At 71.6% G+C, this 23,319-nt stretch carries 21 protein-coding genes; 12 read left to right on the forward strand and 9 right to left on the reverse strand.

The genetic code is table 11. The features are described from left to right. Positions 1–199 precede the first annotated feature (199 nt). Together ACTMS9_RS02090 and ACTMS9_RS02095 are read left to right on the forward strand one after the other, a co-directional pair. On the forward strand, positions 200–694 hold the full coding sequence (locus tag ACTMS9_RS02090) for a sigma-70 family RNA polymerase sigma factor (RefSeq protein WP_088959261.1): 495 nt from the start codon (positions 200–202) through the stop codon (positions 692–694). Continuing rightward, positions 691–1,389, forward strand: a complete 699-nt coding sequence (locus ACTMS9_RS02095; protein WP_441143049.1) for an anti-sigma factor family protein — start codon at positions 691–693, stop codon at positions 1,387–1,389. The genes ACTMS9_RS02090 and ACTMS9_RS02095 overlap by 4 nt, the downstream gene beginning before the upstream one ends. A gap of 7 nt (positions 1,390–1,396) precedes the next feature. Here the strand turns inward: ACTMS9_RS02095 and rarD are convergent, their stop codons facing one another. The 4 genes from rarD to eccE all read right to left on the reverse strand — a co-directional run bounded on the left by rarD (position 1,397) and on the right by eccE (position 5,173). Continuing rightward, positions 1,397–2,320 carry an EamA family transporter RarD gene (gene rarD / locus ACTMS9_RS02100; protein WP_441163973.1) on the reverse strand — a complete coding sequence of 308 codons (924 nt, stop codon included), beginning with the start codon at positions 2,318–2,320 and terminating at the stop codon, positions 1,397–1,399. Next, positions 2,317–2,802, reverse strand: a complete 486-nt coding sequence (locus ACTMS9_RS02105) for a GNAT family N-acetyltransferase (protein WP_441163975.1) — start codon at positions 2,800–2,802, stop codon at positions 2,317–2,319. The genes rarD and ACTMS9_RS02105 overlap by 4 nt, the downstream gene beginning before the upstream one ends. Positions 2,803–2,913: 111 nt before the next feature. After that, the gene (locus tag ACTMS9_RS02110; RefSeq protein ID WP_280840688.1) at positions 2,914–3,300 is read right to left on the reverse strand and encodes a phage holin family protein; all 387 of its coding nucleotides are present in this window, start codon (positions 3,298–3,300) and stop codon (positions 2,914–2,916) included. Positions 3,301–3,355: 55 nt separating this feature from the next. Continuing rightward, a complete protein-coding gene (eccE, locus tag ACTMS9_RS02115) occupies positions 3,356–5,173 on the reverse strand; it encodes a type VII secretion protein EccE (RefSeq protein WP_441163976.1) in 1,818 nt (605 codons plus the stop codon). 265 nt (positions 5,174–5,438) lie between these two features. Here eccE and ACTMS9_RS02120 point away from each other — a divergent pair, with 265 nt between their 5' ends. Both ACTMS9_RS02120 and ACTMS9_RS02125 read left to right on the forward strand, forming a co-directional pair. Then, positions 5,439–5,756 (forward strand): WXG100 family type VII secretion target, encoded by a 318-nt coding sequence (locus tag ACTMS9_RS02120; protein WP_441143042.1) that lies wholly within the window; start codon positions 5,439–5,441, stop codon positions 5,754–5,756. 24 nt (positions 5,757–5,780) lie between these two features. Further along, complete coding sequence (locus tag ACTMS9_RS02125; protein WP_088959255.1) at positions 5,781–6,074, forward strand: WXG100 family type VII secretion target; 294 nt, start codon at positions 5,781–5,783, stop codon at positions 6,072–6,074. Positions 6,075–6,141: 67 nt separating this feature from the next. Here the strand turns inward: ACTMS9_RS02125 and mycP are convergent, their stop codons facing one another. Beyond that, entirely contained in the window at positions 6,142–7,365 is a 1,224-nt protein-coding gene (mycP, locus tag ACTMS9_RS02130) for a type VII secretion-associated serine protease mycosin (protein ID WP_441163977.1), read from the reverse strand. Positions 7,366–7,505: 140 nt separating this feature from the next. Between mycP and ACTMS9_RS02135 the strand changes: the two genes are divergently transcribed. Together ACTMS9_RS02135 and ACTMS9_RS02140 are read left to right on the forward strand one after the other, a co-directional pair. Then, complete coding sequence (locus ACTMS9_RS02135; RefSeq protein ID WP_441163978.1) at positions 7,506–10,805, forward strand: SseB family protein; 3,300 nt, start codon at positions 7,506–7,508, stop codon at positions 10,803–10,805. After that, complete coding sequence (locus ACTMS9_RS02140) at positions 10,802–11,167, forward strand: hypothetical protein (RefSeq protein ID WP_441143035.1); 366 nt, start codon at positions 10,802–10,804, stop codon at positions 11,165–11,167. The genes ACTMS9_RS02135 and ACTMS9_RS02140 overlap by 4 nt, the downstream gene beginning before the upstream one ends. 16 nt (positions 11,168–11,183) lie before the next feature. Here the strand turns inward: ACTMS9_RS02140 and ACTMS9_RS02145 are convergent, their stop codons facing one another. After that, positions 11,184–12,116: an alpha/beta fold hydrolase gene (locus ACTMS9_RS02145; protein ID WP_441163979.1), complete on the reverse strand. Its 933-nt coding sequence runs from the start codon at positions 12,114–12,116 to the stop codon at positions 11,184–11,186. Positions 12,117–12,287: 171 nt separating this feature from the next. Between ACTMS9_RS02145 and ACTMS9_RS02150 the strand changes: the two genes are divergently transcribed. Genes ACTMS9_RS02150 through ACTMS9_RS02160 form a run of 3 tightly spaced genes read left to right on the forward strand, consistent with a single transcriptional unit; the run spans position 12,288 to position 13,661 of the window. Further along, entirely contained in the window at positions 12,288–12,635 is a 348-nt protein-coding gene (locus ACTMS9_RS02150; RefSeq protein ID WP_441143034.1) for an ArsR/SmtB family transcription factor, read from the forward strand. Then, a complete protein-coding gene (locus tag ACTMS9_RS02155) occupies positions 12,632–13,099 on the forward strand; it encodes an SRPBCC family protein (protein ID WP_441143032.1) in 468 nt (155 codons plus the stop codon). The genes ACTMS9_RS02150 and ACTMS9_RS02155 overlap by 4 nt, the downstream gene beginning before the upstream one ends. Further along, positions 13,086–13,661, forward strand: a complete 576-nt coding sequence (locus ACTMS9_RS02160; protein ID WP_441163980.1) for a TIGR03086 family metal-binding protein — start codon at positions 13,086–13,088, stop codon at positions 13,659–13,661. The genes ACTMS9_RS02155 and ACTMS9_RS02160 overlap by 14 nt, the downstream gene beginning before the upstream one ends. An 8-nt stretch (positions 13,662–13,669) precedes the next feature. Here ACTMS9_RS02160 and ACTMS9_RS02165 read toward each other — a convergent pair whose 3' ends face one another. From ACTMS9_RS02165 to ACTMS9_RS02175, 3 genes are all read right to left on the reverse strand, one after another. Beyond that, the gene (locus ACTMS9_RS02165) at positions 13,670–14,080 is read right to left on the reverse strand and encodes a hypothetical protein (RefSeq protein WP_441163981.1); all 411 of its coding nucleotides are present in this window, start codon (positions 14,078–14,080) and stop codon (positions 13,670–13,672) included. A gap of 203 nt (positions 14,081–14,283) precedes the next feature. Further along, positions 14,284–16,671 (reverse strand): immune inhibitor A domain-containing protein, encoded by a 2,388-nt coding sequence (locus tag ACTMS9_RS02170; RefSeq protein ID WP_441144000.1) that lies wholly within the window; start codon positions 16,669–16,671, stop codon positions 14,284–14,286. A gap of 319 nt (positions 16,672–16,990) precedes the next feature. Then, complete coding sequence (locus tag ACTMS9_RS02175; protein WP_441163982.1) at positions 16,991–18,337, reverse strand: M6 family metalloprotease domain-containing protein; 1,347 nt, start codon at positions 18,335–18,337, stop codon at positions 16,991–16,993. A gap of 833 nt (positions 18,338–19,170) precedes the next feature. Between ACTMS9_RS02175 and ACTMS9_RS02180 the strand changes: the two genes are divergently transcribed. From ACTMS9_RS02180 to ACTMS9_RS02190, 3 genes are all read left to right on the forward strand, one after another. Continuing rightward, positions 19,171–20,049: a hypothetical protein gene (locus tag ACTMS9_RS02180; RefSeq protein WP_441163983.1), complete on the forward strand. Its 879-nt coding sequence runs from the start codon at positions 19,171–19,173 to the stop codon at positions 20,047–20,049. 289 nt (positions 20,050–20,338) lie between these two features. Continuing rightward, the gene (locus ACTMS9_RS02185; protein ID WP_441163984.1) at positions 20,339–21,913 is read left to right on the forward strand and encodes a hypothetical protein; all 1,575 of its coding nucleotides are present in this window, start codon (positions 20,339–20,341) and stop codon (positions 21,911–21,913) included. 22 nt (positions 21,914–21,935) lie between these two features. After that, positions 21,936–22,463, forward strand: a complete 528-nt coding sequence (locus ACTMS9_RS02190; protein WP_441163985.1) for a hypothetical protein — start codon at positions 21,936–21,938, stop codon at positions 22,461–22,463. Positions 22,464–23,319: the final 856 nt, after the last annotated feature.

Raw genomic sequence — 23,319 nt, forward strand, 5'->3', positions numbered from 1 at the left:
CCGGATCACCCGATCGACGTGCGTACCGGCCGGAGGCTGCCAGGGCGCGGTGAGCGGTCGCCGGACTCGGCGTTAACCGGATGTGAACAGCGGTCGCAGGTGAACCGATCGGCGTGACGGCGCGTATCCACGGGCGAACGCATTCGCCGCACTCGCCGCGGAGAGCGAGGGGATCACCATCAGCGACCACGACGCCCAACTGCTGCGCGCGCTGCACGACGAGCACGCGGAGGCGCTGTACGCGCACGCGCTCCGACTGGTCAACGGCGACCGTACCCGGGCCGAGGACCTGGTGCAGGAGACCCTGCTGCGGGCCTGGCGCCACCCCGAGTCGCTCGACCCGCGGCGCGGCTCCGTCCGTGCCTGGCTCTTCACCACGGCGCGGAACCTGGCGATCGACGCCTGGCGGCGCCGGTCCACCCGGGTCGGTGAGGTGTTCACCGACGACCTGCCCGAGCCGCCGGAGGCGGTCGACGAAGCGGAGCGCGCGGTGGAGGCGTGGACCGTCGCCGAGGCCCTGAACCGGCTCAGCCCCACCCACCGGGAGGTGCTGGTCGAGTGCTTCTACCAGGGCCGTTCGGTGGCCGAGGCCGCCGCCCGGCTGGGGGTGCCACCGGGGACGGTCAAGTCCCGCACGCACTACGCGCTGCGCTCACTACGGTTGGTCCTGGCCGAGATGGGGGTGACCGGATGACCCGCTGCGAGTTCGCGCACGACGACGGCGCGTACGTGCTGGGCGCCCTCGCTCCCGCCGACCGCGCCGCCTACGAGCGGCACCTGGCCGGCTGCGCCGCGTGCCGGGAGGCGGTCTCCGAGATCGCCGTGCTGCCCGGGCTGCTCGGCCGGCTCGACCCGGCCGCGCTGGACGAGTTCCTGCCCCCGCCGCAGGAGCCGAACCGGGTGCCCGCGCTGCTCGCCGCCGCCCGGGACCGCCGGCGCCGGGAGCGGTCCGGCGCGCGCCGACGGTACGCGCTGACCGCCCTGGCCGCCGCCGCGCTCGCCCTGGTCGTGGGCGTCGGGGGCGCGGCCGTGCTGCGTCCTCCCACGCCGCCCGGGCCGACCGTCCAAGCGGTGCGGATGGTCGCCATGCAGCCGGTGGCGGCGAAGGCCCCGGTGCACGCCGAGATCGGGTTGACCGGCACCGACTGGGGCACCGAGGTCACCATGCGCTGCGGGTACGACGCGACCGCCGGCTACGGCAAGGCGTACACGTTCCGGCTGGTGGCGCACGGCCCGGACGGCGCCACGGAGCAGATCGGCTCCTGGCTGGCCGCGCCCGGCGACGAGGTGCGCCTCAGCGGCGCGACCCGCTTCACCGACGCGGAGCTGGTCCGGCTGGAGCTGGTCCGCGCCGACGGCACCGCCGTGCTGGGCTACGACGTGCGCTGAGTTCCGGTCACCGCGTGGCGGCGGTGGCCGGGACCGGGGTGCGGGCGGCGGCCCGGGTGTGGCGGGTGTGCCGGACCGCGTCGACGGTGAAGACGATCAGCGCCACCCAGACCAGCGCGAAGCCGGCCAGCCGGGCCGGCGGCATCGGCTCGTGGAAGATCAGCACCCCGCAGCCGAGCTGGAGGATCGGCGCGAGGTACTGCAACATGCCCAGGCCGGACAGCGGAAGCCGGTTGGCCGCGCCGGCGAAGAGCAGCAGCGGGACGGCGGTGGCCGCGCCGGCGAGCACCAGCAGCAGGGTGTGCCCGAGCGAGACGTGCCCGAAGGTCGACTCGCCACGCCGCGCCAGCCACCCGAGGTACGCCAGGGCGGGCAGCGCCAGCACCGCGGACTCGACGAAGAGCCCTTCCGCGGCGGGCAGCCCGAGCCGCTTCTTGACCAGGCCGTACCCGGCGAAGCTGAACGCGAGCGTCAACGCCAGGTACGGCAGCCGGCCGTAGTCGACGGTGAGCACGACCACGGCCGCCGCGCCCACGCCGAGCGCCGCCCACTGCGCCGGGCGCAGCCGCTCGCGCAGCACGAAGACGCCGATCAGCACCACGACGAGCGGGTTGATGAAGTATCCCAGCGCCGTCTCCACCACCCGGTCGGAGTTGACCCCGTAGATGTAGGTGCCCCAGTTCACCGCGATCAGCGCGGCCGCGACGACGATGGCGGCCAGCGTCCGGGGGCGGCGGGCCAGCGCGCGCAGGAAGCCGATGTTGCGCATCGCGGCCAGCAGCAGCGCGACGAAGACCACCGACCAGACGATCCGGTGGGCCAGGATCTCCACCGGTCCGGCCGGGCGCAGCAGCTTCAGATAGATCGGGAAGAAGCCCCAGAGCAGGTACGCGCCGAAGCCGTACAGGTAGCCGAGCCGGACTGGATTCACCCCTCCACCGTAAGGGGCGCGGCGGGTGGGTGTTCCTTTCCGGTGACCGGCTTCACCGGACGGTGGTCCAACTCCATCCAGCGGCCCGGCTCGACCGGGGCGAAGCCGACCTTCGCGTACACCCCGTGGGCGTCGAGGGTGGCCAGCAGGATCCGGCGCACCCCCAGCCCGGCCAGGTGGTCCCGGACGGCGGTGGCCAGCCAGGTGCCCAGCCCGCGACCGCGCTCAGACGGCGCGACGTAGACGTCGCAGAGCCAGGCGAAGGTGGCCCGGTCCGTGATCACCCGGGCCACCGCCACCTGCTCGCCCCCGGCGTACACGCCGTACGGGATCGAGCCGGCGAAGGAGGCCGCCACCGTCTCCCGGCTCCGGCCGAGCGCCCAGTACGCGTCGGTGGAGAGCCAGCGGTGCACCCGGTCGAGGTCGATCCGGTCGGGATCGGTGCTGAGCAGGTAGCCGTCGTCGCGGGTCAGGGTGAACACCCCGGCCACGCTAGCCGGGACGCCCCCGGCCCGCGCGAGCCAATTCCCGGCCACTGGCCGCCGTTCCCGCCCGGGCGTCGCGCCTGCGCGTCCCGCCCGGGCGTCGCCGGGTCAGTCGCGGTCGAGGATGGCGCCGAGGATCCAGGTCACGATGCTGACGAAGAGCGCGCCGAGCACCGCCTCGGGCCAGAAGCTGTCGACGTGGAAGGGCAGCCCGGCCTCGCCGGCGATCCAGCTCGTCAGCAGGAAGAGCAGGCCGTTGACCACCAGCGCGATCAGGCCGAGGGTCAGCAGGTAGAAGCCGCAGCCGACGGACTTGATGACCGGCTGGAGCACCGCGTTGACCACGCCGAAGATCACCGCCACCAGCAGCAGGGTGGTGACCGTCTCGACGGCCGAGTCGGAGTCCAGGGTGATGCCCGGGATGAGCAGCGTCGCCAGCCAGAAGGCGGCCGCGGTGGAGCCCAGCCGGATCAGAAGGCCCTTCAGAAAACCCATGGCGGGGATCGTGCCACGCACGGCCCACTCGGGGAACCCTCCGCGTACCCCGGGTTCAGCGGCGGGCCGGCCGGCCGATCAGCTGCGACTCGATCGGGGTGGGCGAGAGCAGCGCCCAGCGCAGCGCCCGGCGGTTGACCACCGCCACCATGTCGTCCCGGATCCGGGTCAGCCACTCCGCCGACCCGCCGAGCCCGAGCGCCGCGCCGGCCAGCACCGCCTCCCGCTGGTCCAGCGGTTGCAGCACCGCCAGGTCGGCCCGGCCCAGGGTGTCCGCGTCGGCCTCGGCCAGCTCGTCCCGGACCACCAGGGTCGCCTGCCAGGCCGGCCCCGGCCCGGGGTCGTCGGCCGCCGCGCCCGCGTCGACCACCAGCAGCAGGGGACACAGCGGCGAACCGGGCGCCCCGCCCAGCGGGCGGCCCGGCGGGAGAACCGCGATGCCGCCCCCGATGCCGCCGACGCCCCGCACGAAGGGTTCCCAGGCCCTCGGCCGGCCGGTGCGCACCGCCACCCGGGCGCCGAGCGCCATCGCCCGCAGCACCAGCAACTGCGCCGCGCGGAGCCCGCCGACGAGCACCAGCCGAGTGCCCTCGGCGCGGAACAGTCGGACGGTCACCGCGCCGCCGTGCCGGTTGGCGCCGACCATCAGCCCGGCGTCGCCGAGGGACAGCTCCAGCGGCTCCGGGTCCGGGCCGGGCGCCACCGGGCCGGCGGCCACCGCCAGCGGCAGCGTGGCGGCCAGGGCGGCGAGCTGCGCACCGTCGAGCCGGCGTACCTCGCCGCCGGCGTCGGCGACGAGCCGGTGCAGCGCCTGGCCGGCCAGGGCCAGCTCTTCGGGCGTCCGGGCGGTGAGGCGTACCGTCAGCTCGGCCGGCACCGGCGCGGCGTCGGCGGCGGTGCGCGGACCGGCGCGGAGCGACACGCTGGTCGCCGTGGCCGGCAACGCCAGCAGCCGGGGCACCAGCCGCCGACCCAGCTCGGCGCCCGGGTCGGGCCAGCGGGCCAGCCGGAAGCCGGCCTGGAGCAGGTCGGCGGAGCGCACCGCCGGCCAGGTCTCCCGGATCGGCCGGCCACCGTCGTGGTGGGCCAGTTCCCCGAGTACGCGCAGCGCCGCGTGCTCGCCGAGCGGTCGGGCGCCGACCGGTCCGAGCCGGCGGACCAGCCGGCGTACGGTGCCGGACAGGGCCCGGCGCAGCTCCTCGTCCGACCAGCCGTCCACCCGCAGCGCCCGGACGGCGAGCAGCGCCCGCTCCTGGCCGGGCAGCCGCCCCTGGGTCAGCTGCCGGTACGACGTCCCCGCCGTCCCGCCTGCCGCGCCGGGCGCCGGGGCTGGGGCGGCGTGCAGCAGGAGCTGGACCCGCAGCGGCGGATGCTCGGTCGTGGCGGGCGGCAGTAGCGCGGCCGGCCCGAGCAGCGCGCGCGGGCCGTCGCCGAGCAGGTCTCCGGGATCGCCCAGCTCGATCAGGGCCGTCAGCCCGGCGGCGTCGTCGATCACGGCGGCGGGCCCGCCGGCCAGCTCCACCGACCGCACCACGGCGCCGGGGAGCACCAGGTCCAGCAGCGCGGCCGGACCGGCGGCCGGACCGAGCAGTCGCCGGCGGGTGGCGTACCCGACGCCGGTGCCGAGCCACTCGAACAGCCACCGGCCGCGCCAGCGGACCCAGGCCGTGGCGAGCAGCAGCCCGGCGGCGAGCAGGGCGAGCGCGAGAGCCGCCACGCCCCGGCCGAGGGTCGCGACCGGCAGCGCCAGCGCGACCTGCGCGGCCGCCACCTGACCTGCGCGGACGGCGGTCGACCGGCGGACGGGGACCGCGTTCCACTGTGGCGGGAGGGGCTGGCGGTGGGCCGGCCGTGCCGTCGTGCTCGCCGTCACCGCGTCTCCTCCGCTCGACGTGTCGGACCGCCAGGCCGCCGCCGGACCACCGGTGCGCACCGTACCGCTACGGCAACGTGACCCATGGTAAGGGGAACCGTCGGTGCCGGTTGTCCACAGGGGAGGGCGAGGGGGTAGCACAACGGCGATCGGGCCGCTACCGTCAGCGACGAGTTCGGCTGACCGTCGCCGCCGTGGGCCCCGCCTCGAGGCGTCCATGGATCGTCCGGCGGCAGCCACGACGGAGAGACGAGGTGACGTCCGGGTGGCCCAGACCCAGGCAGAAGCCGCGGTGATGCAGCAGACCGCCGCGAGGTTCGAGCAGGTGGACCAGTCGCTGCAGAGCATGCTCAGCGGCCTGATGGCCGAGCTGGAGGTGTTGCAGCAGGCCTGGCGCGGCGCCGGTGGCCGCTCGTTCGAGCAGGTCAAGCAGCAGTGGTCGCAGGACCAGGCGACGTTGCAGCGCGCCCTGCGGGAGACCGCGTCGGCGATCCGCACCGCCGGCCGGCAGTACGACGTCTCCGACGACGAGGCGGCCAGCCGGGTCTCCGGCACCAACCGCGGCATCCAACTGCCGCTTTAACCACACCAGGGGGAGGAGCATCCGATGGACCACGGTGTCCTGGTCGTCAACTTCGCCGCGCTGCAACAGGCCAGCGCGGACATCCAGAAGGCGTTGAACACGCTCGACTCGCAGCTCGGCCAGCTGGAGCGCGACGCCGCCCCGCTGGTGGCGAGCTGGGCCGGCGAGGCGCAGCAGGCGTACGAGCAGCGGCAGGCGCGGTGGCGGTCCGCCTCGCAGGACCTGCAGGCCATGCTGCGCGACATCAAGCTCGCGGTGGACGACTCCGCCACCGACTACCTCGACACGGAGAAGAAGAACGTCGGCCTGTTCCAGTGAGCCCGGCCGCGCGGCGGCGCCCGACGATCCCGTGGGCGCCGCCGTCGCCGTGTCGGCCACCGGCGGGTCAGGCCGGTCCGGCCGGGCGCCAGCCCCGCCCGGCGCCGCGCGGCAGCACCAGGGTCAGCAGCACCGCCGCCGCCACGGCCGCGCCGGTGACCCCGGCGACCAGCAGGGCCCGGTCCCGCGCCGCCGCGCGTCGCGCCCGCTTGGCCAGCAGCGCCGGATCGGGCCGGTCGGCCGGCAGGGCCGCCGCCCCGCGCACCCCCGCCGTCGCGGCCGCCCCGGTCTCGGTGACCGCCCGGTACGGGTTCAGCACGCCCGCGCCGTACCCGCCCCGACCGTCGCCCGGCGCCGGGTCGGTGGTGCCGACGATCCGCCGCGCCACCTCCGTCGCGCTCAGCTCGGGCCGGTACTGCCGAACCAGCGCCGCGGTGGCGGCCACGAAGGGCGTGGCGTAGCTGGTGCCCTCGGCCCGGTGGTGCCCCTGCTCCGGCGCGGCCATCAGCACGTCGCTGCCGGGCGCCACCAGGTCGACGTAGGAGCCGGTCTGGGAGAAGGCGGCGCGGGTGCCGTCCGGGGAGATGGCGCCGACCCCGAGCACCCCGTCGTACGAGGCCGGGTACGGGCGCGGGTCGCCGCTGTTGTGCAGGTTGCCGGCGGCGGCCACCACCACCACGTCCCGGCGCACCGCGTAGCTCACCGCCTCCCGGACGGCCGGGTTGTCCGCGTACAGCACGACGGAGAGGTTCAGCACGTCGGCGTCGTGGTCCACCGCCCACCGGATGGCCTGGGCGAAGTCCGCCGCGCCGACCGTGCGCCCCGACTCCCGTCCCTCGACCACCTGCTGCTCGCTCACCCGTACCGGCAGGATCCGGGCGCGGGGTGCCAGCCCGTGGAAGGCGACGCCGTCGACGGACGCGGCCGCGATGATGCTGGCCACCCCGGTGCCGTGACCGGCGCAGTCGCGGGTGCCGTCGCCGCCCGGGTCGAGGAAGTCCGCGCCGTCGAGCACCCGGCCGCGCAGTTGCGGGTGCCGCCGGTCGACCCCCGAGTCGATCACCGCGACGGTCACTCCCGCGCCGGTGGCCAGCGGGACCAGCCGTTCCGGGGCGTACCGGCGCTGGGCCCACGGGACGCCGGTTACCGAGCGGGCCGGGGCGAGCGGGGCGGAGCAGGCCGGCGCGGCGGCCCGGGCGGGGGTGGCCGACGACACGGCGAGCGCCGGCAGGCCGGTCAGCAGGACCGCCGCCAGGCCGGCGAAGGTCGGCCGCGCGCTGGGCCGGTGCATCGACCGCCTCCGTATCGTGTCGACTCCGGAACGCGATGTTATCGCCTCGCGACCCCACGCGGTCAGCCCATTGTGATCTTGTTCGTACCTTGTAGGTTGTACGCGATGCCTATGGCCTGTTGGCGGGAGGAGAGGTGGCCGTGACCGACTGGGAGCCGGCTACCGAGGCCGAGACGGCGATGCGCGACGCGCTGCACGCCAACAACCAGGAACTTTACTTCCGCATCCTGGCCGGCACCGAGCTGCTCCTGCCGGTCTCCGCACAGGCCCTCGCCGGCGAGGCACCGCTGGGCTGGGGCACCTGGACCACGGGTGGCCGCACGCACGTGCTGGCCTTCACCTCCACCGCCGCGCTGCGCGCCTGCCTCGGTGCCACGGCCGGTCCCAGCCGCCGTGCCCCGTACCCCGACCTCGCCGCCACCTGGCCCAACCACGAGTGGTGGCTGGCCGTCAACCCTGGGCTGCCGATCGAGGGCTACCTGCCGGCGTGGTTCGTCTCCCAGCTCTCCCGTGGCGACGTCCGCCTGCCCGGTCGCACCATGGGCGCCCGCGCCCGGCTGGAGCGCGTGGAGTCGGTGGCCCGCGGTCAGGCCGACAGCACCGGCCCCGCCCGGGCGACCGAGGCGCGGGACCCCGCCCCGGACGCCCGGTCGCAGCCGCGCCCGGTGGCGCCGCCGACCCCCACGCCCGCCATCGGCGCGGGACCCGACGCCTCGGCCGCCCGCCCCGGCGCACCCGGGCCGGCGCGGGTGCCGCACCCCGCCCGCCCCTCGGCCGCGCCGTACCGCCCGGAACCGGACCGGCCGCGCCCGTCGGGTACGGACCCCGTGGTGCCGGCCGCCGCGTCGTATCCGGAGGTGCCGGCGGCCGCGTCGTACCCGGACGTCGTGCCGGCCGCCGGGGGGACGCGGCCGGGCGGCGAGCCTCGACCACCGGCGGACCCGGCCAACGGCCGGCCGGCCGCCACGCCATCGTCCGATCCCGACCGGCCGCCCGTCGCACCCTGGATGACCTCGCCCCGGCGTCGGCTCCTCGGGGAGGGGCTGGGCGCCCGTCTCGCCGGGGACGGCGGTCCGCCCAACGGCCGCAGCTCGTTCTTCGAGCCGTCCTCCGAGCGGGGTGCCGCGCCCCGCGCGTCGCGGGACCCGCTGCGTACCGGTGAGCGGGCCGCGCCGCCGCCGCGGCCCGGGCTCGGTGGCCAGGCATTCCCCCGGCGCCGCCCGGCGACCGCGCGGCCGGGGGAGGAACCGACCAGGGCGTTCCAGTTCGACCGGCCCGACGGACAGGCGCCGCCCCCCGCGCCGGCGGACCGACGGCCGGACCCGCTGGCGGAGGAGTCCACCCGGGCGTTCCGGGTGCCGGCGCCGGACGCCGAGGCGACCCAGGCGCTGCCGCGACGGCACCCCACGCCCGCGGCGCCGCCCGCCGAGGAGCAGATTCAGCGCCTTCCCGACCCGTCCGCGCGGCTCACGCCCTCGCCGGTCGAGGAGCTGCCGGTGTCGATCGCCGAGCCGGTCTCCGGGCCGCCGGCACCGCGTCGCGGCTTCTCGCCCATCGTCATCGAGGGCACCGTCATCGAGTCCCGGGACCTGCCCGTCACCCCGGCGCCGGACCGGATCCCGCCGGCCACCGCCGGCCTGGACAACAGCGCCAGCATGAACGGCTCCGCCGGCGGCGGGCAGTTCGCCGCCTCCGGCCCGGCGGGAACAACCTTCCCCCGCCCGGCCTTCGGCTCGCCGTCCGCCGACGACCCCACCGAGCCGATCTCCCCCGCCCCCGGGCAGCGCACCGAACCGGTCTTCCCGGCCGCCGAGCAGCGCACCTCGTCGCTCTTCGCGGCTCCCGAGCAGCGGACGGAACCGGTCTTCCCGGCTCGCGGGCAGCGGACGGAACCGGTCTTCCCGGCTGCCGGGCAGCGCACCGGGTCGGTCTTCCCAGCTCCTGAGCAGCGGACAGAGCCGATCGCTCCGGTGCCGGGCGGCGGGTCCGCGGCGCAGGCCGCTCCGGACGACGAGGAACCCACCGAGCGGCTCGCCCCGGTTTCCGACGACCGCACGGAGTCGCTCTTCGCGGCCCCGACCGCGCCCGTGTCGCCGGCTTTCGGTGCCCGGCCCGAGGACCCGCCGACTTCTGCCGCCCCCCTCTCGCCGGCTGTCGGTGGCCGGGCCGAGGCGGCAGCGCCGTCTCCCGCCGCCTCCGTCTCGCCGGCCGCCGGCGGCCGGACCGAGGCGGCAGCGCCGTCTCCCGCCGCGCCCGTCTCGCCGGCCTTCGGCGGTCAGCAGGCGGCGACCGTGCCCACCCCGCCCGTCGCCCCGGCCTTCGGCGGCGCGCCGGCGGGGACGCCGGTGGCCGAGGCCGCGCCCGCCGGGCCGACCCCGGCCGGCCCCTCCGTCGCCGAGCACACCCGGCCGGGCGAGGCGGCTCCGTCGTCCAGCGGTGCCGGCCGCGTCACTCCGGCTCAGGCGGTCGAGGCGTTCCAGCCCGCCAACGCGGTCGAGGAGGACCTGCTGGACGCGGCCGGCTCCGGCAGCACCGACACCTTCCTCTCCACGCTGCTCCTGGCCCGGGTGCTCCTGCCGGTGGCACCCGACTCGGTGCCCGGCAGCCGTCCCGGCGATCCCGGTTTCGTCTGGCGTACGGAGGAACTCGACGGCGAGACGTACGTGGTGGTGCACACCTCGCCGGAGCGGCTGGCCGACCACTGCCCGGAGCCGGTGGAGACCGTCGAGGTCCGGTTCGTGCAGCTGATCCGGCGCTGGCCGCAAGAGGTGTGGTCCTTCGCGGTCAACCCCGGCAGCCCGATCGGGGCGAAACTGCCCGGCGAGCAGATCGTCGGGCTGGCCAACTGGGCGGCCGAGGTGGGGCTCGGTGACGACACCGAGACCGAGCCGGAGGCGGTCGCGGTCGAGGAACCGGCCGAGCGGCCCCGGTACGCCCCGCAGGTCGCCGACCCGACCCGGCCGGTGACCATGCAGAAGGCGGTGGCCCCGAGCCAGCTCGCCTACTACCTGGAGCGCGGGTACGACCGGGTCTCCGGTTTCGTGCACCGGGCCAACGAGCTGGCGCACCTCAACACCCCGGCGCAGTTGCACGACGCGCTCGGTCTCGCCTACCCGGACTCGCCGTTCGCGCGTGACGCCGACCGGATCTACGTGCTGCGCTGGCCCGCGTACCGGCCGAGCCTCTACCGGATCCCGTACGGCGGGCAGAACGAGGCCGCCATGCGGGCGATGGAGGGCTGGGTCATCGAGCGCCCGCCGTTCCGGGGCAACGGCTTCGCCCCGGGCGACAGCACCGAGGTGGTGGCCGAGTTCAAGGTGGACAGCGCCCGGCTGCCGCACGGCGCGCAGCTGTGGCGGATCGGTGCGGACGGCACCGAGCGGGTGGTCGCCCTGCTCGACACCGACGCGCTGCTCTGGCGACAGGTGGGTGAGCCGTGATGCGCGACGGTTACGTGGCCCGGTGGCGCGGGCGGGAGTACCAGGCCAGCCCGGACGGCGACGACGTCCGCATCTACCAGCCCGAACCGGGGGACGGCTTCGCGGAGGTACGCCCCGGCCGGCACGTCCGGGTGGTCCCGGCCGGCGAGGTCGAGGACCTGGCGTACGTACGCACCACCTGCACCTGGCAGGGGCAGCCGTTCGTGGTCCTCGGCGAGCACGACGGCTGGCTGCGGGTGGAGTACACCGGTGGGCGCTGGCCGGTGGCGCAGGCGATGGGCCTGGAGGTCTTCGACTTCGGCGTCTACCAGGGCTGGGCACCCGCCGGCGAGGTGGCCGACCTGCGCGAGCAGCGGGTCTGATCCGCCGCCCGCCCGGTCACGACTTCGACCAGCGGAGGATCTCGCCGAGCACCGTCTCCGGGGCCTCGACGTGCGGGAAGTGGCCCACGCCGTCGAGCAGCCGCCACTCGTATTCGGCGGTGACGTACCGGCCGGAGCCCTGGGCGGTACGCGGCAACGAGGCGGTGTCCAGCGCCCCGTGCAGTTGCAGGGTCGGGGTCACCAGCGGCTTCTGCATCAGCCGGACGAACCGGTAGCCGTGCAGCCGCAGCACCGACCGGAACGCCCAGCGGTAGCCCTCCAGCGCGCAGAACGCGGCCTGCGGGATCTGGATCGCCTCCCGGCAGCTCCGCGCGTACGCGTCGAACTCCGGCCCCAGGGTCCACTGCGGGCCGCCCCAGCGGCGCAGCATCTCCTCGACGGCGGCCCCGTCGTCCCGGGTCAGCAGGTGCTCGTACCGGGGCAGCTGGAACTTCAGGGTGGGCGTGGAGGCGGCGAACTGGCCGCGCGGGTCGGCGAAGATGGCGGCCCGCAGGCGCAGCGGGTGCGGCGCGCCGAGCACCACCAGCCGGCGGACCAGGGTGGGGTGGAACGAGGCCGCCGTCCAGCCGATCAGGCCGCCCGCGCCGGTGCCGACCACGGTCGCGGAGCGTTCGCCCAGCGCCCGGATCAGTCCGGCGACGTCGGCGGCGAGGGTGTAGCCGTCGTACCCCCGGGGTGGCTTGTCGCTGGCGCCGTAGCCGCGCAGGTCGACGGCGACCGCCCGGAAGCCGGCGTCGGCGACCGCCGGCAGCACCTGGTGCCAGGCCCACCAGTACTCGGGAAAGCCGTGCAGGAACAGCACCATCGGGCCGGCGCCGGCCTCGACGACGTGGAACCGGCTGCCGTTCGCGCCGACGAACCGGTGCGTCCACGGCCCCTCGGTGAGGACGCAGGACTCGTCGACGGGTCCGCCACGCTGCTCGGTCATGGGGCACAGCCTAGGTGTTCTGTGCTGCCGACCAGCAAAGGGCGTTCCGTGTTCGTCCCCGCCCCACCGGGTGCGGATGGCGGTCCCTGGAGTTGGTGCCGCATGTCCTTGACCTCGGCACACCAGCCGCCTACCGTGTCTTTAAACCGATCGGTTGAAACGGGGGCGCCGATGTCGCTCGACACCTTGTCCAAGGTTCTCGCGGCCCTCGCCGACCCGACGCGACGCGACATCGTGGCGAGGCTCTCGGTCGCCGACGCCACGGTGAACCAGCTCGCCGAGCCGTACCAGATGAGCGTGCAGGCGGTGTACAAGCACCTGCGGGTGCTGGAGGAGGCGGGTGTGGTGAGCCGATCACCAGGCCCCCAGCCGCGCCCGGTGCACCTGGAGATCGGAGCGCTCGACCTGATGGACGAATGGATCGAGCGGTACCGCCGCCAGGCCGAAGATCGCTACCAGCGCCTCGACCGGGTCCTGGCCGCGATGAGCGATGCCAACGAGGAGGAGAGCCAGTCATGACAACGGTGGAAGCGGATCCCACGGTTCCGATCATCCGGATCACCCGCGACTTCCAGGCCACACCCGAACGGCTGCTGCGGGCGCACACAGACCCGGAGCTCTTCGCCCAGTGGGTCGGCCCGAACACCATGCACACCCGCATCGACCATTGGGACGCGCGTACCGGCGGTAGCTTCCGGTTTGTCTCCATCCGGGACGGATCGGAGTTCGGCTTCCGTGGCTGCTTCCACGAGATACGGCCGGATCGCATCGTGCAGACGTTCACCTTCGAGGGCGACCCGGACGGGGTGGCCCTGGAGACGCTCTGGTTTGAGGATCTCGGCAACGGCCGGAGCAGGCTCCGTACCCAGTCTCTCGTGGACAGCTTCTCCAGCCGCGACGCCTGGCTGAAGAGCGGCATGGAGATCGGCGTGGAGGACGGCTACACCAAGCTCGAGAGGATGCTGGCCGATGGCGCTGTCTGACCTCGGCCCCGCGGAGCGGCACCGCCGCATCGCGACCACCTTCACCGACCGGGTCCGCGACGCCAAGCCATGGGAAGCCCCCTCGCCGGTGCCCGGCTGGACGGCCCGTGACGTGGTACGTCACCTCGTCGAATGGTTCCCACCGTTCCTCGCCGCCGGCGCCGGCGTCGAGCTGCCCAGCGGGCCGAGCGTGGACGACGACCCGGTCGCCGCCTGGCAGGCCCACTGCGACGGGGTGCAGGCACTGCTGGACGATCCGGAAACCCCGCAACGGATGCTCGTCAACCGGCACATCGGCGAGGTGCCACTGGACCAGGCGATCGACAGGTTCTACACCTGCGACGTGTTCATGCACACGTGGGACCTGGCCCGCGCCACCGGGCAGGACGATCGGCTCGACACCGACTTCTGCGCTGTCCTGCTGTCGGGGATGGAGCCACTCGAAGACGTGATCCGGTCGTCGGGCCAGTACGGCCCCGGCGTCCCCACCCCGGACGACGCCGACGCTCAAACCCGGCTCATCGGGTTCATCGGCCGCGACCCGTTCTGGACGCCCGCCTAGGGCCTGGGTCAGCCGACCCGGCTGATTTTGACGATGCTCGCGCGGGTACCCGGCCCGCAGTCGTGTGCCGGGTCGCCCGGCGCGATGGTGACCAGCACCGTGGTCCCGGTGCCGAAGACGCCCATCCCGCTGCCGTGCAGGGCGTACTCCCGGCCGTCGTCGGTGACCAGGCCGTAGCAGGGACCGGAGCCGCCGCGGGTGATCCGGCCGGCGAGCACGTCGGTCACCCGGCTGTCGGTGGGTTTCTTCGGCGGTCCGGGGGGTCGCGGCAGGGTCGGCGGTTCGGTCGCGGAGAGCGGGGTGGGCCGGCCCGCCGACGGGACCGGGGGGCCGGAGGGCGCGGTCGCGGGCGGGGACGGCGGCGGGGACGCCGCGCCGGCCGAGGCGGGCGGGTTGACCGGCGTCGGGTCGTCGGACACGGAGTCTCCCTTCCCGGCGCAGCCTGCCAGGGGTACGAGCAGCACCAGCGCGACAGCGGCCGGCAGGGCGGCGGTTCGTGGTGTCACCCGGATGGGACTCGCCAGGGGCCTCCTCGGTTCCGTCCCGGAGCGTGCCGGCGGCGGAAAGGGCGATGCCCGGGCAGGTGACCTGCCCGGGCATCGGTGGAGCGCTGATCAGTGGCTCAGGAGAAGCGGACCTTCAGCGAGGTGCCGTCCTGCTCCAGGACCCGGATCTTGGTGCCGGTGGCCGGGAGCTTGACGCCGTGGTTCGGCAGCTCCGCGTACCAGTACTTCTGGGTGTCGTCGAACAGCGGTTGCGCGGCCTGACCCCGGATGTAGGAGGGCTGGCTGTTGATGTGCAGCGTGAACGAGTCGGCCTTCTTCAGGCTGAACGGCGCGTCGTAGACCTGGACCCGGGCCCGCCAGGGGTTGCCGGTCAGGTTGTAGATCGGCCGCGGGTGCGCGTCGATGATCATGTTACGACCCTCGCCCGGGTGGACGAACGTGTCGTTGTCGGCCCACCGGAGGTTCCAGTAGGAGATCAGCAGACCCGTCTGGTACGCGTAGTGGTCCACGTAGTCCGGCCGGGTGTTCGCGTAGCCGAAGAAGTACGGGCCGGTCTTGAGGTACTGGTCGTACGAGACGTACGACCGGTTGCCGGCGATGTAGTAGTTGTCGAACTTGCGCTTGTAGGTCTCCTCCACCACGGTGAACCCGTTCAGGGTCCAGCCGGTGGCGCCGGCCTCGGCACCGTCGCTGAGCACCGTCTGCCCGTCGGCGGTGACGGTGATCGCGTCACCGTAGAAGCCACCCGAGGAGACGCCACCGTCGGTCTGGTAGCGCAGCCGGAACTGCACGACCTTGCCGGCCGCGGCGTCCATCGGGATGGTGACGTCGACCCAGTTGTCGCCGCTGGAGCCGTCCAGGGCGAAGCGCCCGGGCGAGATCTCCTTGAGGGCCTTGCCGTTGGCCGTACCCGGCAGCGTCGCCCAGGTCTGGCCGTTGTCGGTGGACGCCTCGAAGAAGAGGTAGTCGTAGTCCTCTTCGATGTTGTAGCGACCCTTCATCGACAGCGCGGCGCTGGTCTTCCCGGTGAGGTCGATGGTCCGCGTCATCGTCGTGTTCAGGTCGTCGTCGTTGCCCGAGAAGAACTGCTTGGTGCCCTCGAACGGCTTGCCGTTCTGGAAGGTGTACTCCCGCTGCGGCAGCACCACGACGGCGCCCTGGGCCTTGGCGGTGTTGTACTCCTGCGGCCCGAGCTCCAGGGTGCGCTTCTGGCCGGCCACGATCACCTCGTAGTCGAGCCAGCCGAGCTGGAGCTTGTTCCAGGCGCCGAGGTCGCCGCCCCGCTCGCCGATGCCACCGTCGTTCTTGGCGCCGAGCCGGCTCTGGGCCATCAGGGTCCAGTGCTCGTTGTTGTTGTCCCCACCACTGGTGACGTTGTAGTCGTCCGGCAGACCGAGGTCGTGGCCGTACTCGTGGTAGAAGACGCTCCGGCCGCCGTTCTCCGGCTGGATGGTGTAGTCACCGATCCACACGCCCGTGTTGCCGATCTGGGTACCGCCGGCCGGGAAGTTGGCCGGGCCGGTGTTGCCCTGGTCGGACGCGAAGGCGTACCAGCGGTGGCTCCAGATCGCGTCCTCACCCTGGTACGGGTCACCGTCGGCCTCGTCGCCGCCGGAGTGGACGATCTGGAAGTGGTCGATGTAGCCGTCCGACTCGTTGAAGTCGCCGTCCTGGTCGAAGTCGTAGCGGTCCCACTGGTCCATCGCCTTGACGTCGGCGGCGACCTGCGCGTCGGAGCGCCCCTGCGCCTTCTGGTCGGCGACCCACTGGTTGGCGGCGTCCCGGACCAGCGCCCAGGTGTTGGTGCAGACGTTCGAGGCACAGGGCTGCCCGCCGGAGCGGCCGTACCGGGCCTCGTTGTACTGCACCTTGACCCAGTTGGTGACCTCACCCTCGACGCTGTAGCGACCCGAGGACTGGGCCTCGTAGTACTGCTTCAGCGACTCGTCGCCCTGACCCGTCCCGAAGTAGAGCTTGCGGAAGTAGTCAGCGCTGTAGTCGGCCTGCCAGACGGTGGAGTTGTCCACCGCCCGGTTGGGGGCCGGGATCTCGTTGTGCAGCGGCCCGTCGAACCGGGTCGGACCTGCGGTGTCCGGGTCGGTGTCCTGGTCCGGGTAGTTCGGGTGCCGATCGTTGCCGAACTCCGCGAGGATCACGAAGATCTTGTCGGTCCGCTCGCGGGAGAGCTCGACGTACTGGTCCTGCGTCAGGCTGGCGGCCGTGGCCGTGCGGGCGGCCTGCCCCTCGGCCTGGGTCTTGCCGACCTTGACGACCGTGCTGCCGTTGATCCTCTGTGCCTTGGCCTTGCCGGAAAGGACCTCGCTCAGGCCCTCCTGGCGCAGCGCCCGCCGCTTGTCCTCCAGCGGGTTGGGCAGATCGTGGTCGACATGGGCAGGCTCGGCGACCGACGGGGCGGCCGCCGGCAACTTCGGCGTCGGCGCGGCGCTGGCGGACGTGCCCGCCACCAGTCCTGTTGCCGTCAGCGAAAGCCCGAGCAGACCCACTGCGACTTTGCGCACGTGGTACCTCCGGTGTGAGGGAACCGGCCCAACGGGGGTACGGGCCGGTGAAGTCGTCCCACTAGTGGGACTGATGGTGAAGATAGACACTCCTGCGACGCGTGGGAAGACGGACGCGTCGATTTGTTGCAAGATTTTGTTGGGAATGCTTTTCACCGTCACACCCGTGCGGTTCATCAATGCGTTGAGCAGGGCGGATCCGCGAGCGGTGGATCATAGTGACATATTTCGATCAGATTGCGGCGGATGCAAAACAAGGGGGCCGGTGGCGTCACCGCCACCGGCCCCACTGTTAACAAATTGGTCAGTTGCTGACCTTCACGACCATGTCGTCGGTCGGGTTGGTGCCCTGCTTCAGGATCTGGATCGTGGTGCCGGTGCCGGCCACCTTGACCGAGTTCCACGCGTTGCCCGAGGTCCAGTACTTGGCGATGCCCTTGTCACTGAAGATCGGGTTCGGGGCGAGCTCCGGCAGCGTGACCGGCACACCGTTGCGGTGGAAGGTCTGCGCCGGCTTGGCGTACAGGCTGAACGTCGCGTCGAAGCCGTTGCGACGGTTGCTGATGGTGCCCTGACCGCCGACGTTGATCTTGTCGGGGCGAACGTCCACCGGCAGGTTCAGGCCGTAGCCCGGGTGCTGCGAGGTGTTGTTGTCGCCGTACGCGTAGTTCACGTACCAGACCAGCATGCCCTGGTGGTTGGAGAAGCGCTCCACCCAGTTCGGGCGGGTGTTGGTGAAGCCGTAGTTGTACCCACCGGTCCGCAGCGTGTCGTCGTACCCGAAGTAGGTCCGGTTCTCCGCGATGTAGAAGCGGGGGTACACGTCGGTGATCGAACCGGTCATCCGGGTGAAGCCCTTCGCGGTCCACGCCGCGTCCAGCGTCTCGGCGTCGTCGGTCCAGGCGGTGGCGCCGTTCTTGACGAGAGAGACGTTGTCCAGGAACACGCCGGCGAGGTGCACGCCGCCGTCGGTCTGGTAGCGGTAGCGGAACTGCACGGTCTGCCCGGCGTACGCCGACAGGTCGTAGGTCAGGTCGACCCAGTTGCCGCTGGTGGAGCCGTCGACGCCGGTCTCACCGGCGTCGATGAGCGAGTTGCTCAGCGAGGTCCAGCTGGCGCCACCGTTGGTGGACACCTCGGCGTAGACGTAGTCGTAGTCCTCTTCGATGTCGTACGACGCCTTCGCGGTGATCGACGCGGACGTCGCACCGGTCAGGTCCAGCTGACGGGTCAGCGTGTTGTTCAGGTCGTCCGCGCTGCCGCCCCACCACTCGTACGAGCCCCCGAACGGGGTGTTGTACGAGGTGGTCTGGGTCTGCGAGGGCAGGTTGACCACGACCGCCTGGGCCTTCGGCCCGTCGCTGTCGCCGGCCGGCCCGAGCGTCACCTGGGTGCTGCCCTTGCCGTACTCCACGGTCGAGTAGTTCAACCAGCCGAGGAACAGCTTGGAGTACGGGTCCATGTAGCCCGGCGTCGAACCGATGTCCTCGGTGCCGTGGCCCAGCCACGAACCCGACGCCATCAGGCTCCAGAAACCGACGCCGTTGTCGCCGCCGGCGGTGTCGTAGTAGTCCGGCAGACCGAGGTCGTGGCCGTACTCGTGGGCGAACACGCCCAGACCGCCGTCCTCCGGATCTGTGGTGTACGTCACGGATCCACATGCCGGTGTCACTGATCTGCACACCGTCGGCCTTAGTTCGCGCCCGGACCGGCGCTGGCGGCCAGGTTCGGGAACTCCGTCCAGCGGTGCGATCAGATGGCGTCGCCGATCGCGGTGTAGGAGCGGTAGCTGGCCACGACCGCGCGGACTGCTGCCGCGACCACGCTGGTCGGCGCGTGTCGTACTTCCCGGCGGGCACGCGCATCGGGCAGGCCCGCCCAGGGCCGCGAGGAGTGCAGCGGTGGACCGGGTACGCCGACGGCGGCCGGCGCGTTCGAACAACGATGAGATCAGCGATGAGTCGCAATGCGGGCATGGTTCATTTCGGATAGATCAACAAGGCGAAGAGAACCTCGATGATCTTCAGACGGGGTCGTGGGCGCCCTGTAGCGTCCCGCTCCGGCGCGTCTAGACCACCCATCTCAAGCCGGACAGCCTCCACGACCTTGCCGGGGCTCTGGTGGTCCCGTGGTGGGCGTTTCAATCTCTGCTCGCCGCGGTCGTCGGCCGAAACCTAGGTTCGACTGGCATCCACATGCCCGTAGTTATCCATTCGTTACCCGCTACTGATCGTGATCTTGAGGGTGCACCGATGCGGGAAGCGGACATTTTCGCTAACGCACAGTGCATGATCACCGTAGGTCATGCAGCCATCGCTTGTCGTGTCAGACGGGGGGCACCGTCTCAATAAAGAGACTGTTAAGTTCTGCGTATCCCGCCGGGTTGCCGCGAAAGCAATTGGTTGCGCTATCCGTGTCAACTCATCTGTGAGGCGTTTCGAAGGCGGTTCGGTCGATTCCCAAGTGGAACGGAGTGGAGAAGCCTTGATCAAAAAGGCGGCCAGATTGTCTGGCGTGGTAGGCGTTCTTGGAATGATGGCTCTCGCTGGGGCTGTTGCGGTACCCGCGCCGGCTGTGGCTGGGCCGGCGTCCTATTCGACCGACGTGACAATCGTCGACGAGCCTGGAGTCGTCACCGTTACGATTCCCGATCCCTCAATCAAGGACAAGGGTCCGGCAGGGGCGGAGGGTCCGGAGCCTGGGACCACGCCTGAGCGTGACCCCGGCCCCGGTCATGCAGAACTCCCTCCGGAGCCGGCCGTGGAGAATGACCCGGAGTACCAGCCCGATCCGGAGGCGACTTCGGCGCCCAGTCAGGTCAGCGGCACCTATTCCACCCAGTCAACTTATGTCGGAAGCAACTCCGCCAGCCACTGCAGCGTCTATACACCCCCCTGCAAGTTCAACATCTACAAGTCGGCGAGCCGTACGATCACCCCGCCGGGTGGCAAGGCCGGTCTTCTGAAGTCCTACGGAAAAGCTCTCGTCGATGTCTACACCATCACCGGGTGCTGCTACAGGAAGGCCGACTACTACAACACTACGTCCTATTCACAGTGGGGCGGCTCGATCCCTTACAATGCCAGTAGCATCAAGCACAGGGACGTCTGGGACATCGACTATTTGGCGTTCACCTGGAGCTTTGGCGGCTCTCCCTCTGGGACCGTCAACCACGGTAGCGGCCGGATCTCGTACTCGAACACCGTGAACAACACGTGGCGGGTCAACCACTCCGTCCAGCACGTGTACCTGAAGGTGAACGACGGCCGGGTCCAGAAGGTCAAGTACGAGGTGCACGGTTCCTACGGGTTCGGTAGCAACTTCTACACGACCGACGCCTACAGCAGCGTCGCCCTGCCCTAGTAGACGGATATGTGAAGTAGCAGCTGCGGGTCTCGGCCGTATCGGGGCCGAGACCCGCGGTTGCGTTGCCAAGGAAGTTAGGGCGAGATCATTGATGCGATGTGGCCACAGTAATGGCGGCAAGCGGTGGGCTCTCGCGGGCGCCGCACTCCTCCTGGCGTTCGCTACCGGCTGCTCCGGCAATGCCGCCAAAACGCCAGCCGCCGTCGACCGCGCTGCGTCCGCCGTAACGGCAGCCGCTGTCGACGCCCCTCCGTCCGCCATAGCGCCTGTGAATACGAAGGATGACGTGGCGGCGCTTCTTGCCGACTCCTTCGTCATAGGACCTGGAAATAACCACTATTTCGTCGATGACGCGTGGAGCACAGCGCGTTCTCCGTTCTCCCTGTACGAAACATATTGGCAGTTGAGGTGGCGCGACGGCCGGCTCCCGCCGGGTGTGGACTCGGCCAGAATCCGGCCGTGGGTCCAGGTGGCTGCCGGGACCGGACTGGGCTCGTCGCCACTGCAGCAGGTCGCTCAGATCAGTTTTGCGACCGGCATTTCGCAGTACGTGGGCAACGGTCTGGACCCTAAGGCGACGGCAGCGAGGCTGGAGAAGTTGCGGGACGGGCACCTCTTTGCTCCCGACCCCGGTGCTGGCGGCTCGTGGGGTAGTACGGCGGCAGCCGTGCGTGCGATGCGGGACGTAGGCTTGCCCGTACCCGAGGCGACGATGCGCGAGGCGCGCTCCGAATTGGCGAAACTGTCGGGCAAGCTCACCCCTGAGGAAGCCGTCACCACCGCCATACCTCTGCTGGAAGTGTTCACCATGGGTCGCAGCGAAAGCGATTCGCCGGTGGATGCGATGAGGGTGTCCTCCGCCGTCCTCAACAGTCTCAACGCCATACCGCCGTCGGCCCTCGACGTTTCCTGGCTGGGCGCCCGGTATCAGCTTGAATCCGTGCGATCCAGCTTGGGTCAGCCGCGCGCTTCAGTGCCCGCCGACATGTGCGCCAAACTGGTCACCCCCAAGGGCACCGTCACGCTGCCCAACCGGGCGGACGCTGACACCCAGGGCACCTTCTATGCTCGTGAACTGGGATGTCGGACGGTGAGCTCCGAAGTGCACCGGCCGTACACGCGTGCGGGTTGGGTCCTCGGATCAGCCGTCGACCCCTACGAGACGCTGGGAGCGACTCGTGCCGCACTCGACGTCGCGGACCTCTTGGGCGGAACGAGTGCGTACGCGACCAAGCTCGATGCCAGTATCCAGCAGTTGTGGGTACCGATGCTCGCAGCCGCCTCGCTGCCGCCGGGCGCCCGCGATGTGGCGTCGGCCCGGCTCTCCCGGGTTGCCGAGGCTGCCAAGGTCAACCCGCCGGACAGGGCAAACGCGTCGAGCGAGCCGAGCGCCGGGTACGAACTCGTGGACATGCTCGTTGCCGTGACGGTGGGTGGCGAGGAGCAGCGGCGGGTGGCCGAGGGCGTTCTAGCCCAACGTCAGAAAAGCGGTGGCCCGGAATCGATGGATGCCGCTGCGATGCTGGCCATCGCAGGTGGATACCTAAACGACGATGCGGCGACGGCAAAGGCGATCGCCATCGTGAAGCGGCATCGCATCGCAGACAGTGTCTACGGAGTAGGTCCCTGCGAAGAGGGAAGCGCCTGCACGTCAGGGGAGCCCTCGATCCCTGCCTCGGCGATCGGAAGCTGGATCGAGCGGACCCGGTGGACTCCGCGGCAGCGCTGGGAGGCCCAGGGTCTGTGCCGCGGATACCTCTGCTCGGACAGCGCTCAGGATGGCACGTCGCTCAGCCAGATCCACCTCGCGCTTGTGTGCGATGAGCCGGCATGCGGTGGCCGGTTCCCGTTCGTGATCTGATCGCTGGATGAAGGGACCTGCGGTGAGAAGTGTCGAGAGCGTCGCCATGGGCTTCGCTGCAGTACTGGCTGTCATGTCGGGCTGTTCCGAGGATCCCGCGTCGAACGGAGCAGGTCGGGATGATGGTGGCCACGAGAGGTGGTCGCCCGTAGCGGCAGAGGTGGTTCTTCCCGGCGGTCATACGGTGTCCCTTCAGACCGCTGGCACTGGGACTGGGGACGGGGCCAAGACCAGCTCGTCTCGCTGTTGGCGGGTCAGCGAAGCCGCTGGCGACGGTACGGAGATCGCAACAAGCTCCGCGTGCCATGGCTTGGCGGCAACGGCCGCCTCCCGGGTGTTCGGTGTCGTCGTCGTTGCCAGCTCCTGCCCGGGCTCGGCCTCCGTCAGACTTGAAAACCTCCCGAACTATCCGATAGTTCGGGAGGTTTTCGACGGAATGTTTATTGTTCCGCCCGCGGTCTTGCCGGATGAAGCAGACACGATCACGTACTCGTGCCTCGACGACAACGGTGGCGCCGGTGGACCGGTGACGCTTGACATCGCCGACTGAGCTTGTCATTTAACCTGTCCGTTCCCCGCATCGCTGTGACGGACAGGTCCCTTTTCACGGTCTTGCTGACGTCGTGGTCGGGCGCGGGCTGCCGGTTCTTCGAGCCTCGGGGACGTCCTGGTCCGGGCTTGGCGGGTTTTGGTGCGGGGTGGACGGTCTTCGGGTGGATGTGGTGGCGAAACCCGCGGCGGACCCGGCCGGGTGAGCCGGCCGGGGTCGGTGGGTCGTTCCTAGGGGCGGTGCAGGTCTGTGGCGAGGCCGCGGGCGAGGCGTAGCTGGGGTGTGGCAGGGCGATGATCAGCCAGATCCAGCGGTCGGCGGTCTCGGGTTCGCAGATCTTGGGCCGGGCCCAGCCCGGTGTCTGTTTGAGCAGCCGGCAAGGTGTGTCGAGGTTCAATCTGCGCAGGTAGGACTGTCGGGCGCGGTCGGTGTCGGCGGCGGTGGCCGTGGGGATGGAGGTCCACAGCCAGACCGGTCTCGGGTGGCGGTCGCCGGGCAGGTGCTCGACTCGCAGCCCGGACAGGGTGCCTTCGATGATCGGCAGATCGCCTTCGTGTTCGAGCCAGCAGGTGCGGCGGTCAGCCTGGGATAGACCCGGTTCTAGGCGGTCGCGGTGTCGGTGCCGTATCGGGTCGTGGGTGTGGTGGTGACGGCGTTCGGCGTCGGACAAGTCGCAGCGGGAAGAGATCGATTCACGTCCTGGCCATGATCACTCTAGGTGCGCGAAGTTGCGAGATCCCCTTTGGGGAACCGTCGGACCACTGGAAAATGTCACGGGATCGGTCGAACGCGGATCGTGGGCGTAAGACGAACGGGGCCCGTCCGGAGCAGTGTGCTCCGGACGGGCCCCGCCGTG

Source organism: Micromonospora sp. L31, from assembly GCF_052068075.1.
Classification (GTDB): domain Bacteria; phylum Actinomycetota; class Actinomycetes; order Mycobacteriales; family Micromonosporaceae; genus Micromonospora; species Micromonospora purpureochromogenes.

Excerpts from the sequence above, each read along its gene's own strand:
- ACTMS9_RS02095 (WP_441143049.1), top strand. The coding sequence starts at position 691 with ATGACCCGCTGCGAGTTCGCGCACGACGACGGCGCGTACGTGCTGGGC.
- ACTMS9_RS02110 (WP_280840688.1), bottom strand. The coding sequence starts at position 3,300 with ATGGGTTTTCTGAAGGGCCTTCTGATCCGGCTGGGCTCCACCGCGGCC.
- ACTMS9_RS02125 (WP_088959255.1), top strand. The coding sequence starts at position 5,781 with ATGGACCACGGTGTCCTGGTCGTCAACTTCGCCGCGCTGCAACAGGCC.
- mycP (WP_441163977.1), bottom strand. The coding sequence starts at position 7,365 with ATGCACCGGCCCAGCGCGCGGCCGACCTTCGCCGGCCTGGCGGCGGTC.
- ACTMS9_RS02145 (WP_441163979.1), bottom strand. The coding sequence starts at position 12,116 with ATGACCGAGCAGCGTGGCGGACCCGTCGACGAGTCCTGCGTCCTCACC.
- ACTMS9_RS02150 (WP_441143034.1), top strand. The coding sequence starts at position 12,288 with ATGTCGCTCGACACCTTGTCCAAGGTTCTCGCGGCCCTCGCCGACCCG.
- ACTMS9_RS02155 (WP_441143032.1), top strand. The coding sequence starts at position 12,632 with ATGACAACGGTGGAAGCGGATCCCACGGTTCCGATCATCCGGATCACC.
- ACTMS9_RS02160 (WP_441163980.1), top strand. The coding sequence starts at position 13,086 with ATGGCGCTGTCTGACCTCGGCCCCGCGGAGCGGCACCGCCGCATCGCG.